This is a genomic window from Stenotrophomonas sp. YJH_SMC_130 (assembly GCF_059369035.1).
Genome location: NZ_JCAFSH010000001.1, coordinates 405,163 through 419,212, shown reverse-complemented (window position 1 = coordinate 419,212; position 14,050 = coordinate 405,163). Strand labels below are relative to the sequence as shown.

Sequence of the window (14,050 nt, the reverse complement as noted above, 5' to 3'; positions counted from 1 at the left end):
CGTTCCTTTCCTGTTGAAAGGCTTTTTTTACGGGCTGGGAAAGCGTTCAGGAAGATGCATGGATGAATGCGCGGCGCGCAGGCCATGCATGCACGTGCGGGTCAGGCACGGGCCAGGACCTGCAGTATTTCGGCCGTCTCCTCACGGGTCTGCCAGGCGCTGTTGCCAAGGGTGAGCATGCGTGCGGCGAAGTCACGTGCATTGGGCACGTCCTCCTGCGGCACGATGCCACGCAGGTAGGCGTAGTCGGGCAGGGCACGGATGAACATACGGCTGGCGCCGAGGCCGCGCGGCCACAGTGTGTCCAGTGCGGCGTCACGCGCGCGCTGGCTGGGCAGCAGCAGCATCAGCATCGGCCAGGTGCCGCCGCTACCGGCCAGGCCATCGACCACCTCCACCGCCGGCAGTTGTGCCAGCTGCACGCGCAACTGCAGTGCGCGCAGGCGCCCGGCCTGCAGGAACGCCGGCAATCGCCGCGCGGCATGGGCACCGATGTTCTGCCGCCATCGGCTGACCCGGTGCTGCGGTATGTCCAGCGGGAAAACATCACCGACCGCGTCTTCCAGATCGCCACGCTGCAGTGCGTTGCGCAGCGGATTGCCGTACACCAGCGACAGCAGCGAGGGGCGATAACAGGCGGCAAGGCCAAGCAGCTGCACACTGCGAAGCAGCTCCCAGCGCAGGTTGAAGCGCACGTGTTCGGCGGCATGCTCGGCCAGTTCGGCGCGCAGTTCGTCATCGCGGCTGACCAGCAGGCCGCCTTCGTGCAGGCTCAACCCCTTGCCGGCGGCCAGGCTGAAGAATCCGATGTCGCCACGCAGGCCGACACTGCTGTTGCCCACCCGTGCGCCCAGCGCCTGTGCGGCATCTTCGATGACCCAGGCGCCGGCGCCGCGCGCGATGTCGCAGGCCCGTTCGACATCGGCGATGCGACCGCCGAGGTGGGTCGGCAGGATGGCCAACGTACGCGCATCGGCCAACCGCTTGAGCTGGCCGGGATCGAAGTCGAAGTGGCCGCGCCGGGTATCGCACAGCTGCACGCGCAGGCCGAGGCTGTGCACCGCGATCGGCACCAGCGGACAGGTGTAGGCCGGCATGATCACCGTGTCGCGCCTGGGCGCGCGCTTGCGCAGGGTGCGCAGGGCGATCAGCAGCGCGTGCGTGCCGGAACAGGTCAGCTGCAGCGGCGGCGTGCCCAGCTGGTTGGCCAGGATCCCGCGCAGGTCACCACCACCGGGAAGGAAGTCGCTGGCCTGCATCGGCAGGCCGGCGGTCGGTGGCAGTTCGCGCGCGAACAGGCTCATCGCAGCCCGCTCACGAGGTGCTTTCGGCGGGGCTGTGCGGGTCGTCCGCTTCCGCGCGGCCGAGGCAGACGATGCCGGCCACGATCAGCACCGCACCGACCAGGTGGTGCAGGGTGAGCGGCTCTTTCAGCAGCCAGGCCGACAGCAGCAGCACACTGATCACTTCCAGGTGCGAGGCCGCGAATGCCGGGCCGATCGGCGCATGCCGCAGCAGGCTCATCCAGGTGAAGAACGCACCCACGTAGCCCAGGATGGCGCCGTACACCCATGGTTGCGACAGCACGCGCAGCAGCCAGGTGGTGTTGGCCTCGACCGGCAGCGCAGCATCGCCGGCGTACTTGAAGCACAGCTGGGCCAGGGTGTCGAAGGCCATCAGCAGGGGGAAGCCGATCACATACAGGCGCCTCATGAGCCGGCCCCCACCACCGCCACGCCTGCTGTGACCAGCAGCATCCCGGTCACCCGCAATGGCGTGAGCTTCTCGCGGAACAGGATGCGGCCGGCGATCATCAGCGCCACGATGTTGATCGAGCCCAGCAGCACGCCCTTGGACAGCGGAACCAGTGACAGGAACGCGATCCAGGCGACGAATTCAAGCACGTAACAGGCGATGCCGATCCACAGCCAGGGGCGGCTGAGCATGTGCTTCCAGCGCTGCAGTCCCTCGCCCTCCTGCGGGTCGCTGGCGGCGGCCTTGAAGGCGAGCTGGCCACCGGTATCGAGCACGACATTGGCCAGCCACAGCAGCGTGGCAAGTGCCCCCATCTCAGGCCACCGCCTTGAGGACGCCGCTGTGTTCACCGATCCCGGTGAAGAAGCGCGCGCTGCGGCGGATCACCTCGCGGCGTTCGCGGTCGATCGTGATCATGTGGTAGCTGTCCTCCAGCACCACCAGTTCCTTCGGGCCACTGACCCGCGACATCACCAGTTCGGCATTGCCCATGCTGGCCACGTCGTCTTCGCGGGCGTGCATCACCAGGCACGGGGCGGTGACCTGGTGCAGGTGGCGGCGGGTCCAGTTGCTCAGCGCACGCATCTCAGCCAGCGCATGCCAGGGATTGCCCGGAAGGCCTGCCGCCGCGCTGTCGCCGGACAACATGGCGGCGCTGACCTGCGCACGCAGGCGCTCGTCGCGCAGGCCGTACGGCGGTTCTTCCATGAACATGCGGTCGCGGCCGATGTTGAAGCGCTTGAACCACGGTAGCAGGAACGAGAGGCGGGCGACGGCGGGTATGTTCCAGCCGTCGTAGCGGAACGTGGCGCCATACACGCCGACGCCGGACACCCAGTCCGGTCGTCGAGCAGCAAGTGCCAGGGACAGCACCGCGCCCATCGACAGGCCACCGACGAACAGCTGGTCGACCTTGCCGCGCAGGCTTGCCGCCGCATCTTCCACGCCCTGGTACCACTGTTCCCAGGTGGTCGCCAGCAGGTCATCCACGGTGCCGCAATGGCCGGGCAGCTGCACGCCGTGTACGGTGAAGCCGGCGTTGTTCAGCCCTTTGCCCAGCATGCGCATTTCCGCCGGGGTACCGGTCAGGCCGTGGACCAGCAGCACGCCCTGCGGGCCACCGGGGAGGAAGAAGTCGTGCGAGTCGGTCACCTGGCGGCTCCGGGACGGCAGTGGGGAGGGTCAGGATCGCAACCGCGATTTTCGCCAGCCTTTCAGCGCCCCGGTCCGGGTCAGGGGCCCTTCAGCAGCGGCAGCGTGATGGCGACCTTGAGCCCGCCGCCGGGGCGGTTGAGGAAGGTCAGGCGCCCGCCGAAGTGCTCCACCGCCTCGTGGGCGATGGCCAGGCCCAGGCCGGTGCCGCTGGCGGTGGTGCCGGGGGCGCGGAAGAAGCGCTCGCCCAGCCGCGGCATCACGTCCTCGGGTACGCCGGGCCCGTTGTCCTCCACGTACAGTTCGACGTCGTTGTCATCCAGCGCGTGCACGCCGACGGTAACGGTCGCATCGCGGCCGGCATAGCGCAGCGCATTGTCGATCAGGTTGTCCAGTGCTTCCTGCAGCTGGGCACCGTTGCCGAGCACGCGCAGCGGCTGGGGGCTGCCGCGGTAACCCAGATCGATGCCATCGCGGATCGCTTCAGGCACGCGTGTACCGACCCACTGCGGCACCCGTTCGCACAGGTCCAGTACCTCCACCGTCTCCGGCACGGTCTGGGCCCGGCTCAGCGCCAGCAGCTGGGTGCTGACCCGCGCGGTGCGCTGGTTGAGCCGGCGGATGTGCTGCAGTGCCTCGCGCACCGTGTCCGGGTCGCCATGCGCCAGTGCCTGGTCCACGTGCAGGGCCATGCCGGCCAACGGCGAGCGCAGCTGGTGCGCGGCGTCGGCGATGAAACGGTTCTGCAGGGTGATCATTTCCGCCTGGCGGGCAAACAGATCGTCGATGGTGCTGATCAGTGGCTGGATTTCCTCCGGCACGTCGGCGTCGGAGATCGGCGCCAGTTCGCCTCGGCGCTGTGCCAGGCGGGTCCTCAGCGGGGTCAGGATGCGAAGGCCATGGGTCACCCCGAACCAGACCAGCGCGGCAGTGCCCAGCGCCAGCATGGTCATCAGCGGGATGATGATCATCAGGATCTCTCGCGCGCGCTGGCGTCGTTCGGCCATGCTTTCGGCCACCGTCACCGCCAGCTGGTCCTGCGGATCGTTCATCGCACGCGTGCAGACGGTGGCCATGCGCACCGGCTGGCCGTTGAGAATGCCATCGTACAGGGTGGGGTCCACGCCGGTGCATTCCTGCGAAGGCGCGTAGGCACTGAAATCTGCATTGCCGCTGAGCGTCCCCTGGCGGCTGCTGTCGACGTTGAAATAGCGATGGCCGTCGGGTTCGTACTCGATCAGGAAGCGTGCTTGCGGAGACAGGTCGCTGGTCACCGGCATGGTGCTCAGCATCTGTGCGAACGAGTGCGTGTCGTCGATCAGGTTGCGGTCGTGGATGCGGTTGGAATAGTCCAGCGCAACGTAATAGGCCAGGATCGTATTGAAGGTGAGAAGGCCCAGCATCGGCAACGCCAGGAAGGCGAGCAGGCGCCGTCGCAGGCTGGGGGGGCCGCTGATCACGGCGCGCTGCCGTCCTGCGCGTCTTCCAGCATGTAGCCCAGCCCGCGCACGGTGCGGATGCCCATGCCGCCCGGCTGCAGCTTGCGGCGCAGGCGGTGCAGGGCGATGTCCAGGCCGTTGTCGGTCAGGTCCTGGCCCCAGTCGCACAGCGCTTCCACCAGCTGCGCGCGTGACACGATGCGCTCTGCACGCACCGCCAGCGCCGACAGCAGGCCGAACTCGCGTGCGGTCAGTTCAAGTGATTGGTCGTCGATCCATACGCGGTGCCCGGCCAGGTCCAGGCGCAAGCGGCCGATGCGCAGGTCCGGATTGCCATTGCTGGTGACCCGCCGCAGCTGTGCACGCACGCGGGCTTCGAATTCATCCAGTGCGAACGGCTTGACCAGGTAGTCGTCGGCACCGAGGTCGAGCACGCGCACCCGCTCGGCCAGGCCGTCACGCGCGGTCACCACCAGCACCGCCAGGCCATCGCCGCGCTGGCGCAGTCGTTGCAGCACGTCGCGGCCATCTAGTTGCGGCAGCCCCAGATCCAGCACCAGCAGTGCATACTGGGTCGAGCCCAGTGCTGCATCGGCGTGCGCACCGTTGTCGACGTGGTCGACCACGTGCCCCTGCCGGCGCAGCGAGGCGCACAGGCCGGAGGCGATGTCCGGGTCGTCTTCAGCAATCAGAACGCGCATGCGCGGGGCTCCTGTAACGGTCAGGCCCACCGGCTGGACGGGGCGGGCCTCTCGGCTGCCGAAGGGTAGCCGCAAACCGGGTGAAGGTGGAGCGCGCCGGGACCTCCCGGCGCCGTCACGCTGTCCCTCCATTCAGTCCTGCAGCCCCGGCTCACCCAGCGCCAGCGGCATCCGGGAGCCATCCAGCAGGCCACGGCTGAGCTTGCCCTCCTCGATGAACAGCAGTTCGCCGTTCTCGCCGTTCTTGATGCTGCTGTCGATGGCGATCACGCGGTCGCCGTGGAAGCTGCTGACGTGTGGCATCGAGGTATGGCCGACCACGATGCGCTTGAGCTGCAGGCGGTCGAGCACGGCCTGCACACCCGCGGTGTCGAGGCGGCCATCGAAATAGCCGCGGTACCAGATCGGGCTGGTCTTGCCGTCATACAGCGGTGCGGTGGCCGGGTCGGCCTTCACTTCGGCCTTGGGCAGGCCCAGCGAGGCCTGGTAGGCCGCGTTGGTGCGTGCCGGGTCCAGCGCCAGCTGCACCGCCTCGGGCGAGATGCCGCCGTGCAGGAACAGGGTATCGCCGATCTTCAGCAGTACCGGTCGGGTGCGCAGCCACTGCCCGATCACCGAGTCGGCGCCATACAGCTGCGGGTAGCTGCGGCCCAGCAGCTGGGCGCTGCGCAGGTACTTCGGGTTGACGTAGCGCAGGTCGTCGTACAGCACCATGGTTTCGTGGTTGCCGAGCACGAAGTGCACGGCGCCACCGGCGGCGGCCGCCTGCTGCTGCAGGCCGTAGAGCAGCCAGAACGCCTCGGTCACCTGCGGGCCGCGGTCGAACACGTCGCCGGCGATGACCAGGGTGTCCTTGCCCAGCGCCCAGCGATCTTCCGCGTCGATCACGTGGTGGGCACGCAGCAGGCGCACCAGCAACCCGTACTGGCCGTGGATGTCGGACAGCGCGACGATGCGCGGTGTGGCCGGCAGCACCGACACCGAGGCTGCATTCGGCGCAGCCACGTGCACGGTGTGTTCGTAGCCGCAGCGCGGTGCGATATCGGTCCCTGTTGCCCCGGAGGCAAGCGTGCGCGATTCGACCATGTCGGCGCAGATCCATTGGGCCTGCACCTGGTCGCCCTGGCGGAACACATAAGGGCCATCGGCCTGCACGTGGTCGGCGGGCGCGGCCACCTCGCGCGCCTGCGTGGTTCCGGCGCTGCAGGCCAGCAACGGCAGCAGCAGGGCGGTCATCAGGGAAGGGCGATAGCGCGACATCGTCGGTGTCCGGCGGTGGAAACATCCGATGCTAACCGGCGCGGCCGGGTCGCGGTGTGCGCGAATGGGCGGGTCAGGCGCTGTGCCCGTCGTCCCTGAGCTTGCGCACACGGGTGGCGGCGGCCTGCAGGGGCCGACCGTCGCGCCCGCGCGGCTGCATGTACGGCAGCGGGCGACGTGTGCTGGATTCGATCAGCTGCGAATGGGCCTCACCGGCAGCGAAGCGATGGCGTTCGCCCCACTGGCGCAGCGCGACCAGCACCGGGAACAGCGCCTGGCCCGCGGCGGTGAGCACGTATTCCTGGTAGGCCGAGCCGTCGGAGGCCGGTTGCAGTTGCAGGATGCCGGCCTCGACCAGCCTGCGCAGGCGATCGCTGAGGATGTTGCGCGCCGCGCCGAGGCTGCGCTGGAAGTCGCCGAAGCGGCTGACGCCGTCGAAGGCATCGCGGATCACCAGCAGTGCCCAGCGATCACCGAGCAGGTCGGCGCTGCGGGCAACGGGGCAGGGGCTGTCTGCGTGCATGGCGGTCTCCGTCCTATGTGGTTGCAGTTTAAAACCAAAGTGGCTAGCCTGCATCCGGTTTCAATATGAAACCAGATGACGAATGCCATGCCGATTCCACGCCCCCTGCTGGTGCTGCTTGCGGTTGCCGCCGGCGCCAGCGTTGCCAACGTCTATTACGCGCAGCCGCTGCTGGATCAGCTTGCACGCGCCTTTGCACTGGACCGGGCCGTGGCCGGCGCGGTGCTGGCTGCCACCCAGGCCGGCAGCGTGCTGGCGTTGCTTGGCCTGCTGCCGCTGGCGGACCGCGGTGACCGGCGACGCCTGCTGCGGCTGCAGCTGATCGCACTGGTGCTGGCCCTGTTGTGGCTGGCGGCGTCGCGCACGGCGAGCTGGCTGTTGTCTGGCATGCTGCTGGCCGGATTGCTGGGCACGGCGCTGACCCAGGGCCTGATCGCCTACACCGCCACGCTGGCACCGCCCGAGCAGCGCGGTCGCATGGTTGGCGTGGTGCAGGGCGGAGTGTTCATCGGCCTGCTGCTGGCGCGCGTGCTGTCTGGTACGGTGGCGGCGGCCTTTGGCTGGCAGAGGGTCTACCTGCTGTCCGCGGTGGTGATGGCGGCATTGGCGGCGCTGCTGTGGCAGCGCTTGCCCGCAGTACCGGTGCCGTCGGTCCCTCCACGCTGGCATGAGCTGCTGGGCTCGATGCTGGGCATGCTGCGCCGGGATCGAACGCTGCGCGAGCGCGGTCCACTGGCGTTGCTGCTGTTTGCCGGACTCAACGTGTTCTGGGCGGCGGCCCCCTTGCCGCTGTCGGCCCCACCGCTGCAGTGGTCCACTGCGGCCATCGGTGCGCTCGGCCTGGCCGGGGTGGCAGGTGCATTGATGGCGTCGCGGGTCGGGCACTGGATGGACCGCGGTTTTGCCGATCGGGTCAGTCTTGGCGCGCTGCTGTTGATGCTGGTCGCGTGGTGGCCGCTGCTGGGCCTGCCGCAGTCGCTGTCGTTGCTGCTGCTGGGCGTGATCGTGCTCGATCTGGGTGGGCAGGCGCTGCATGTCTCGAACCAGGCGCTGCTGCTGCGCGCGCCGGGCGAGCAGCATGGACGCCTGGTGGCGCTTTACATGCTCTTCTATGCGGTGGGTAGTGGTGTCGGTGCGGCTGCCGGGCCCTGGATGCAGGCCCGGCACGGCTGGCCTGCCGTGTGCCTGCTGGGCGCCGGCATCGCGCTGCTGGCGCTGCTGTGGTGGGCAGCGTGGCGGAGGCGGGCGGTGAAAGCAGCGGCTGGCGCGCGAATCGGTAGAGTCGACTGTTAGTCGACTGCTCCTCGTTCCGACGGCGAAAAGCTCCGCGCTGCGCGCGGTAGTCGACTAACAGTCGACTCTACCCGCCACCGGGATTTTTCATTTCCGCCAGTTCAGCGCTGCAACGCGCGCCGCCCCGGGGCTTCCTGCAGGTCCGCGCTGGCCACCACCACGCGGTTGCGGCCGCTGCGCTTGGCCTCGTACATCGCCGCGTCGGCACGTGCCATCAACCGCTCGTAGTCCGGGTGGCCATCATGGCCGGCCACGCCGATGCTGGCAGTCAGCGACAGAGCCTGGCCGTTGGCCAGTGCCACTGGCGACTGCGCGATCTGCCGGCGCAGGCTCTCGGCGATCACCGTGGCCTGTGACTCACTGGCGGCAACCAGCACCACCACGAACTCCTCGCCGCCGTAGCGGAACAGGTAGTCGCTGCCGCGGGTCAGCTGGCCGAGCAGGCCGGCGACGTGCTGCAACGCGCGGTCGCCGGCATCGTGGCCGTGGCCGTCGTTGATCGCCTTGAAGTGATCCAGGTCGAGCAGCAGCAGCGAGAACGGCGTGCGGTTGCGCGTGGCCAGCTCGATCTCCCTGCGCAGCACGGTAGGCAGGAAGCGGCGGTTGAGCAGGTTGGTCAGGGCATCGCTGCCGGCATCCAGTTCACCGATGCGTTCGAACAACAGCGTCATCAGGGTACGGATGGCGGCCAGGTCCTCGCGGATGGCCGGCAGCACCGCCAGTCGTTGCGCCGGGGTGTCATGGCTTGCCCGCTGCAGGTTGCCGTCGATGCGGGCCATCAGTTGGCCGACCTGCTGGGTTTCGCTGCTATCGCCGAAGCTGGGGATGCCCTTGTGGGTGAACCACAGGCCGAATTCCGAGCTCGCCAGGCTGGCGCTTTCGCTGGCCTGCACGTGGCCGGCGAGTGCGTACAGCAGGGCGTTCTCCCAGTCCAGCAGCAGTGCACGCTGGCGCTCGCGTTCAGTACCGACATTCTGCACCAGCGAGAACAGCCGATAGGCAGCATCGGCACGGGTGGAGCGCTCGCGTGCATGGGTGTAGGCCAGGGTCATGCCTTCCATGGCGATGTCCATGATCGCGCTGAGGCAGTCGATGGCGGCGAACGCGGTGGCGCTGTCGGGCGCGTCGTCGCGCAGGCGCACGAACAGCTCGTGCTTGAGTACGCGCGCGCCGCGGGTGACCAGGTCGACCGGAATGCCGACCCGGGCATGCACATCACCGATCACGCGTTGCGAGGCAACGGTGGCGGCAATGCCGTCGGCATCAGTGGTCAGCAGCTGCACCAGCCAGCGCTGCATGGCCGGTTGCAGGCGTTGCTTGACCTGATCGTGGGACAGGAAGCGGCGTGCACGCCCGTCCTGCAACAGCACTTCGTAGAAGCGTTGGGCCAGCGCCGGCGGGGCATCGGTTGCGGCGGCGTGCAGCAGCGCGGTGGCGGCCGGGCCGGCCTGTTGCAGGCAGTGCTGCCAGGCCTCGGCCAGCGGCTGGCTGGCATCGTCCAGTTGGGGTGGTTCCACGTCGATCTCTGACTGCGTACGGCAAACCACGGGTATCGGCCGCGGTGGCGTGCGGTTGATGGTGGGCAAGCCGGCCAGTTTAAGCGCGATGCAGGGTCGTCCGGCACGCAGGCCACATCACGCCTGCGGTATCAATGAGCGAACGCATTTGAGAATCACTCGCATTGATGGGAGAATGCGCGCACGGATCGGGCCGCAGGCGACTGCAGCGACGCTCCGCCTCCCCCTCGTCGTTGCCTCAAGCCCTTTGCCAGAGGCCACGTTGCCCTGCCAGAAGGTCCAGATCATGTCTCCTGCCGTTGTCCTCTCGCCGCGCCCGCTGGCGCTCGCCGTTGCCGCCCTGCTGGCGGGCAGCGCCCTGACCGCCCAGGCTGAAGCCGACGCCACCGATATCGACACGGTGCACGTCACCGCCTCGCAGATTGCCCGCCAGGCGTTGGGTACCTCGACGATCACCGCCGAGGACATCGCCAGGCGCCCACCGGCCAACGACATCGCCGAACTGCTGCGCACCATGCCGGGCGTCAACCTCACCGGCAACAGCGCCTCGGGCCAGTACGGCAACAACCGCCAGATCGACCTGCGCGGCATGGGCCCGGAAAACACCCTGATCCTGGTCGACGGCAAGCGCATCGGTGCGCGCGATGCCGTGCGCATGGGCCGCAGTGGCGAGCGCAACACGCGCGGCGACACCAACTGGGTGCCGGCGGAGATGATCGAGCGCATCGAAGTGCTGCGCGGCCCGGCGGCGGCACGCTATGGCTCCGGTGCTTCCGGTGGCGTGGTCAACATCATCACCAAGCGCCCGACCGGCGACCTGACCGGTGCCGTCGACCTGTACGGGCTGGTGCCCGAACACAGCGCCGAAGGTGGCAGCGAGCGCGTCGGCCTGCAGCTGAGTGGGCCGATGACCGACACGCTGTCGTTCCGCCTGTACGGCAACCTCAACAAGACCGACGCCGATTCACTCGATCTCAACCGCCGGTACGCCACCCAGCCGAACGCAGTGCCACCGGCTGGCCGCGAGGGCGTCAAGAACCGCGACATCAACGCGCTGCTGCGCTGGGACGTGACCGCCGACCAGGTGGTCGAGTTCGAAGCCGGCACCAGCCGCCAGGGCAACATCTACGCCGGCGACCGCGCGGTCAGCACCACGGGTACTTCGACCGGCATCGATCTGGCTGCGCTGGCCGACGGCAAGGCGGAAACCAACCGCATGTACCGCAACACCGGCGCGGTCACCCATCGTGGCCGCTGGGGCGATGTGACCTCGCGGGTGACCGCCGCGGTGGAGGCGGTGAACAACTCACGCATCAATGAAGGCCTGGCCGGTGGCCCGGAGGGCAGCTTCAACGGCACCGACTGGTCGACCTCGCGCCTGCGCAACTACCAGCTGGATGGCGAAGTGAGCTTTCCGACCACGCTGGGCGGCGCCGAGAACATCTGGACGCTGGGCTTTGAATACCTGGACAGCCGCCTGACCGACCCGTACTCGATGAGCCAGTCCAGCAGCAGCGGCGGTGGCATCCCGGGGCTGTCGGCCGATCGTGCGCGCGGCAAGGCCGATGCGCAGACCACGGCGGTGTTCGTGGAAGACAACATCTACCTGGGCGAGCGCTGGATCGTTACCCCGGGCCTGCGCTTCGACCACCACAGCCAGTTCGGCAACAACACCAGCCCCAGCCTCAACGCGCAGTTCCGCATCAGCAGCGACTGGGGGGTGAAGGGCGGCATTGCCCGCGCGTTCAAGGCGCCGAACCTGTATCAGTCCAATCCGGACTATCTCTACTACACCCGCGGCAACGGCTGCCCCAATGCGCTGCCGAGCCTGGGCGCCGGTTGCTACATGCGCGGCAACGCGGACCTGAAGGCGGAAACCAGCCTGAACAAGGAACTGGGCATCGAATGGGCACCGCAGAGCGGCTGGCAGGCGTCGTTGACCTACTTCCACAACGATTACAAGGACAAGATCCAGGCCGGCTACACCCAGATCGGGCTGACCGCCGACACCAAGGGCCGCATCTTCCGCTGGGAGAACGCGCCGAAGGCGATCGTGCAGGGGCTGGAAGGCAACCTGGTCATTCCGCTGCTGGGCGAGCAGGGCAACCGCCTGAAGTGGAGCAACAACTTCACCTACATGGTGGAAAACGAGAACAAGACCACGCACCAGCCGTTGTCGGTGATTCCGAAGTACACGATCAACACCATGCTGGACTGGCAAGCCACCGACAGGCTGTCCGTACTGCTGACCGGCACCTTCTACGGCAAGCAGGAACCGGCCACGACCAACATCAACAACGACCCGCGCTGCACCGGCAGCTGCGATGCATCGATCGCGCTGCAGGATCGTGGCGCGTACAACATCTGGGGCGTGAGCGCGCGCTACAAGGTGACCGAGACGGTCAGCTTCGGCTTCGGCGTGAACAACCTGGCCGACAAGCGCCTGTTCCGCGAGGCCAACAGCAGCGATGCCGGTGCGGCGACCTACAACGAACCGGGCCGGGCCTACTGGGCCAGCCTTCGCTTCGGCTTCTGACCGCAGGCCGGCGTCGGTCTGCAGCCCTCGCCGGGCCATGCCCGACGAGGGCTCGTGTGGCCTGCAATGTTATAAACACCGTAATAGTCTCCCCCGCCAGCACGGCGTAGCCTGCACCGCATCGCAAAGGAGCTGTTGCCATGGGCCACGACCACGATCACCTGCCATCCCAGATCCGCCACGAGAAACCCTTGTGGTGGGCACTCGGCCTGACCACCACCTTCCTCGTCGTCGAAGTGGTGGGCGCGTTCTGGACCAACAGCCTGGCGCTGTTGTCCGACGCCGCGCACATGGCCACCGATGCGCTGGCGCTGATGATCGCGCTGGTCGCGGTACGGTTGAGCCGGCGCCCGCCGGATGCGCGCCGCACCTACGGCTATGCACGGCTGGAAGCGTTGGGCGCGATGATCAACGGTGCCATGCTGTTCGTGGTCGCCGCCTACATCCTGTGGGAGGCGGTCGGCCGCTTCCGCCAGCCGCAGGAGATCGCCTCCTCCGGCATGCTGGTGATCGCGGCTGCGGGCCTGGTCATCAACCTGATCTCGATGCGCCTGCTGCAGGCGGGCAGTGGCGAGAGCCTCAACGTGAAGGGCGCCTACCTGGAAGTGTGGGCCGACATGCTCGGCTCGGTGGCTGTGATTGCGGGCGCATTGTTGATCAAGTGGACCGGATGGAAACCGATCGACCCGATCCTGGCCGTGCTGATCGGCCTGTGGGTGCTGCCGCGTACCTACGTGCTGATGCGTGAAGCGATCAACGTGCTGCTGGAAGGCGTGCCCAAGGGCATGGACGTGGACAGGGTGCGCGACAGCCTGTCCGGCCACGCCGCAGTCCTGGACGTGCATGACCTGCACGTGTGGGCGCTGGCTTCCAGCACCCCGGCGCTGACCGCGCACATCGTGATGCGCGAGGGCACCGATGCCGATGCGCTGCGCCGTGAGCTGGGCGGACGCCTGCATGATGACTTCGGTATCGAGCACGTGACACTGCAGATCGAAGCGGACCACTGCGGCGAAGCCTGTGGCGGGCCGGCGCCGGCCAAGGGCGGCGGACACGAGGGCCATGAAGGCCACGACCACGGCGAGGACGCGCAGGGCCATCGTGGCCATGTGCATCGTTGATCGAAGATGACGCGCGCGCCGGGAGACGCCCGGCGCAGCTATTCGTCCCGCCGCGAGGCCAGCCGATCCGCCAGCCGGGTTGGCTCCGGCAGCCGATAGCCACGCAGGGTGTGCTGCACCCAGCCCAGCGCGGTATCGGCACTGATCCGATGGCCACCGGCCACGAACAGCGGCTTGCAGCGAACCTTGCTGCGCAGCACCCAGCCCAGCTGCTCTTCGCCGTCCAGCAGTGGTGTATGCGCGCCGGCCTCGGCGCCCGGTTCGACGAACCTTCCCACCAGTTTCGATTTCGCCACGCCGATGCTCGGCAGGTCGGTGACCACGCCCAGATGCGCGGCCACGCCCAGCCGGCGCGGATGGCTGATGCCGTGGCCATCGACGAACACCACGTCCGGTGCCCGCGGCAGCAGCGCCAGCGCGGCCAGCAGCGCCGGCAGCTCGCGGAAGCTGAGCAGGCCGGGGATATAGGGCATCACCGTGGGGATGCGCGCGATCTCCTGCGCCACGGGCTGCAGCGTCCTTGCATCCAGCAGCACCGCCGCGGCGCGGGTAATGGCACCGTTGTCCTCGAAGCCGACGTCCAGCCCGGCCAGCCAGCGCACGTCACGGGGCAGGCGGTCCTGGCGTTCCACGCGGGCGGCCAGTTGCAGCTGTTGCGCGCGGGCAGCGGTGACGCTGCCTTCCCAGCGCCCGGGGTCGATCACCGTATTCATTGGCTCCAGCATCGCATGCGCGGCGCCACGGCACGGTGAG

Annotated in this window: 13 protein-coding genes; 3 read left to right on the top strand and 10 right to left on the bottom strand. The window is 68.2% G+C overall.

Going from position 1 to position 14,050, the window contains the following annotated elements; genetic code table 11:
* Nucleotides 1-101 precede the first annotated feature (101 nt).
* The 8 genes from AC5P5V_RS02025 to AC5P5V_RS01990 all read right to left on the bottom strand — a co-directional run bounded on the left by AC5P5V_RS02025 (nucleotide 102) and on the right by AC5P5V_RS01990 (nucleotide 6,830).
* A complete protein-coding gene (locus AC5P5V_RS02025; protein ID WP_061479535.1) occupies nucleotides 102-1,304 on the bottom strand; it encodes a DegT/DnrJ/EryC1/StrS family aminotransferase in 1,203 nt (400 codons plus the stop codon).
* 10 nt (nucleotides 1,305-1,314) lie between these two features.
* Nucleotides 1,315-1,713 (bottom strand): DMT family transporter, encoded by a 399-nt coding sequence (locus tag AC5P5V_RS02020; RefSeq protein ID WP_032954032.1) that lies wholly within the window; start codon nucleotides 1,711-1,713, stop codon nucleotides 1,315-1,317.
* The gene (locus AC5P5V_RS02015) at nucleotides 1,710-2,069 is read right to left on the bottom strand and encodes an EamA family transporter (RefSeq protein WP_021202495.1); all 360 of its coding nucleotides are present in this window, start codon (nucleotides 2,067-2,069) and stop codon (nucleotides 1,710-1,712) included. Before AC5P5V_RS02015 ends, AC5P5V_RS02020 begins: the two co-directional genes overlap by 4 nt.
* Nucleotide 2,070: 1 nt before the next feature.
* A complete protein-coding gene (locus tag AC5P5V_RS02010) occupies nucleotides 2,071-2,907 on the bottom strand; it encodes an alpha/beta hydrolase (protein ID WP_134967856.1) in 837 nt (278 codons plus the stop codon).
* 80 nt (nucleotides 2,908-2,987) lie between these two features.
* The gene (locus AC5P5V_RS02005; RefSeq protein WP_061479534.1) at nucleotides 2,988-4,367 is read right to left on the bottom strand and encodes a sensor histidine kinase; all 1,380 of its coding nucleotides are present in this window, start codon (nucleotides 4,365-4,367) and stop codon (nucleotides 2,988-2,990) included.
* The gene (locus AC5P5V_RS02000) at nucleotides 4,364-5,047 is read right to left on the bottom strand and encodes a response regulator (protein WP_005415779.1); all 684 of its coding nucleotides are present in this window, start codon (nucleotides 5,045-5,047) and stop codon (nucleotides 4,364-4,366) included. Before AC5P5V_RS02000 ends, AC5P5V_RS02005 begins: the two co-directional genes overlap by 4 nt.
* A 132-nt stretch (nucleotides 5,048-5,179) precedes the next feature.
* Complete coding sequence (locus AC5P5V_RS01995) at nucleotides 5,180-6,307, bottom strand: metallophosphoesterase (protein ID WP_134967857.1); 1,128 nt, start codon at nucleotides 6,305-6,307, stop codon at nucleotides 5,180-5,182.
* Nucleotides 6,308-6,380: 73 nt separating this feature from the next.
* On the bottom strand, nucleotides 6,381-6,830 hold the full coding sequence (locus AC5P5V_RS01990) for a winged helix-turn-helix transcriptional regulator (RefSeq protein ID WP_134967858.1): 450 nt from the start codon (nucleotides 6,828-6,830) through the stop codon (nucleotides 6,381-6,383).
* Between the two features lie 75 nt (nucleotides 6,831-6,905).
* On the opposite strand from AC5P5V_RS01990, the gene AC5P5V_RS01985 reads away from it, so the two are divergent.
* Nucleotides 6,906-8,123, top strand: coding sequence for an MFS transporter (locus AC5P5V_RS01985; protein WP_404830562.1), 1,218 nt, complete (start codon nucleotides 6,906-6,908; stop codon nucleotides 8,121-8,123).
* Nucleotides 8,124-8,224: 101 nt separating this feature from the next.
* Here AC5P5V_RS01985 and AC5P5V_RS01980 read toward each other — a convergent pair whose 3' ends face one another.
* Nucleotides 8,225-9,640 carry a GGDEF domain-containing protein gene (locus AC5P5V_RS01980; RefSeq protein ID WP_231352622.1) on the bottom strand — a complete coding sequence of 472 codons (1,416 nt, stop codon included), beginning with the start codon at nucleotides 9,638-9,640 and terminating at the stop codon, nucleotides 8,225-8,227.
* Nucleotides 9,641-9,926: 286 nt separating this feature from the next.
* Between AC5P5V_RS01980 and AC5P5V_RS01975 the strand changes: the two genes are divergently transcribed.
* Nucleotides 9,927-12,176 (top strand): TonB-dependent siderophore receptor, encoded by a 2,250-nt coding sequence (locus AC5P5V_RS01975; protein WP_134967859.1) that lies wholly within the window; start codon nucleotides 9,927-9,929, stop codon nucleotides 12,174-12,176.
* A 140-nt stretch (nucleotides 12,177-12,316) separates the two neighbouring features.
* Nucleotides 12,317-13,297, top strand: coding sequence for a cation diffusion facilitator family transporter (locus AC5P5V_RS01970; protein WP_065179784.1), 981 nt, complete (start codon nucleotides 12,317-12,319; stop codon nucleotides 13,295-13,297).
* 38 nt (nucleotides 13,298-13,335) lie between these two features.
* On the opposite strand, the gene nfi is transcribed toward AC5P5V_RS01970, so the two are convergent.
* Nucleotides 13,336-14,010 carry a deoxyribonuclease V gene (nfi, locus tag AC5P5V_RS01965; RefSeq protein WP_134967860.1) on the bottom strand — a complete coding sequence of 225 codons (675 nt, stop codon included), beginning with the start codon at nucleotides 14,008-14,010 and terminating at the stop codon, nucleotides 13,336-13,338.
* Nucleotides 14,011-14,050 lie beyond the last annotated feature (40 nt).

Bases quoted from the DNA above. Each gene is read 5' to 3' on its own strand.
- AC5P5V_RS02025 (WP_061479535.1), bottom strand. From the start codon at position 1,304: ATGAGCCTGTTCGCGCGCGAACTGCCACCGACCGCCGGCCTGCCGATG.
- AC5P5V_RS02020 (WP_032954032.1), bottom strand. From the start codon at position 1,713: ATGAGGCGCCTGTATGTGATCGGCTTCCCCCTGCTGATGGCCTTCGAC.
- AC5P5V_RS02015 (WP_021202495.1), bottom strand. From the start codon at position 2,069: ATGGGGGCACTTGCCACGCTGCTGTGGCTGGCCAATGTCGTGCTCGAT.
- AC5P5V_RS02000 (WP_005415779.1), bottom strand. From the start codon at position 5,047: ATGCGCGTTCTGATTGCTGAAGACGACCCGGACATCGCCTCCGGCCTG.
- AC5P5V_RS01995 (WP_134967857.1), bottom strand. From the start codon at position 6,307: ATGTCGCGCTATCGCCCTTCCCTGATGACCGCCCTGCTGCTGCCGTTG.
- AC5P5V_RS01990 (WP_134967858.1), bottom strand. From the start codon at position 6,830: ATGCACGCAGACAGCCCCTGCCCCGTTGCCCGCAGCGCCGACCTGCTC.
- AC5P5V_RS01985 (WP_404830562.1), top strand. From the start codon at position 6,906: ATGACGAATGCCATGCCGATTCCACGCCCCCTGCTGGTGCTGCTTGCG.
- AC5P5V_RS01975 (WP_134967859.1), top strand. From the start codon at position 9,927: ATGTCTCCTGCCGTTGTCCTCTCGCCGCGCCCGCTGGCGCTCGCCGTT.
- AC5P5V_RS01970 (WP_065179784.1), top strand. From the start codon at position 12,317: ATGGGCCACGACCACGATCACCTGCCATCCCAGATCCGCCACGAGAAA.
- nfi (WP_134967860.1), bottom strand. From the start codon at position 14,010: ATGAATACGGTGATCGACCCCGGGCGCTGGGAAGGCAGCGTCACCGCT.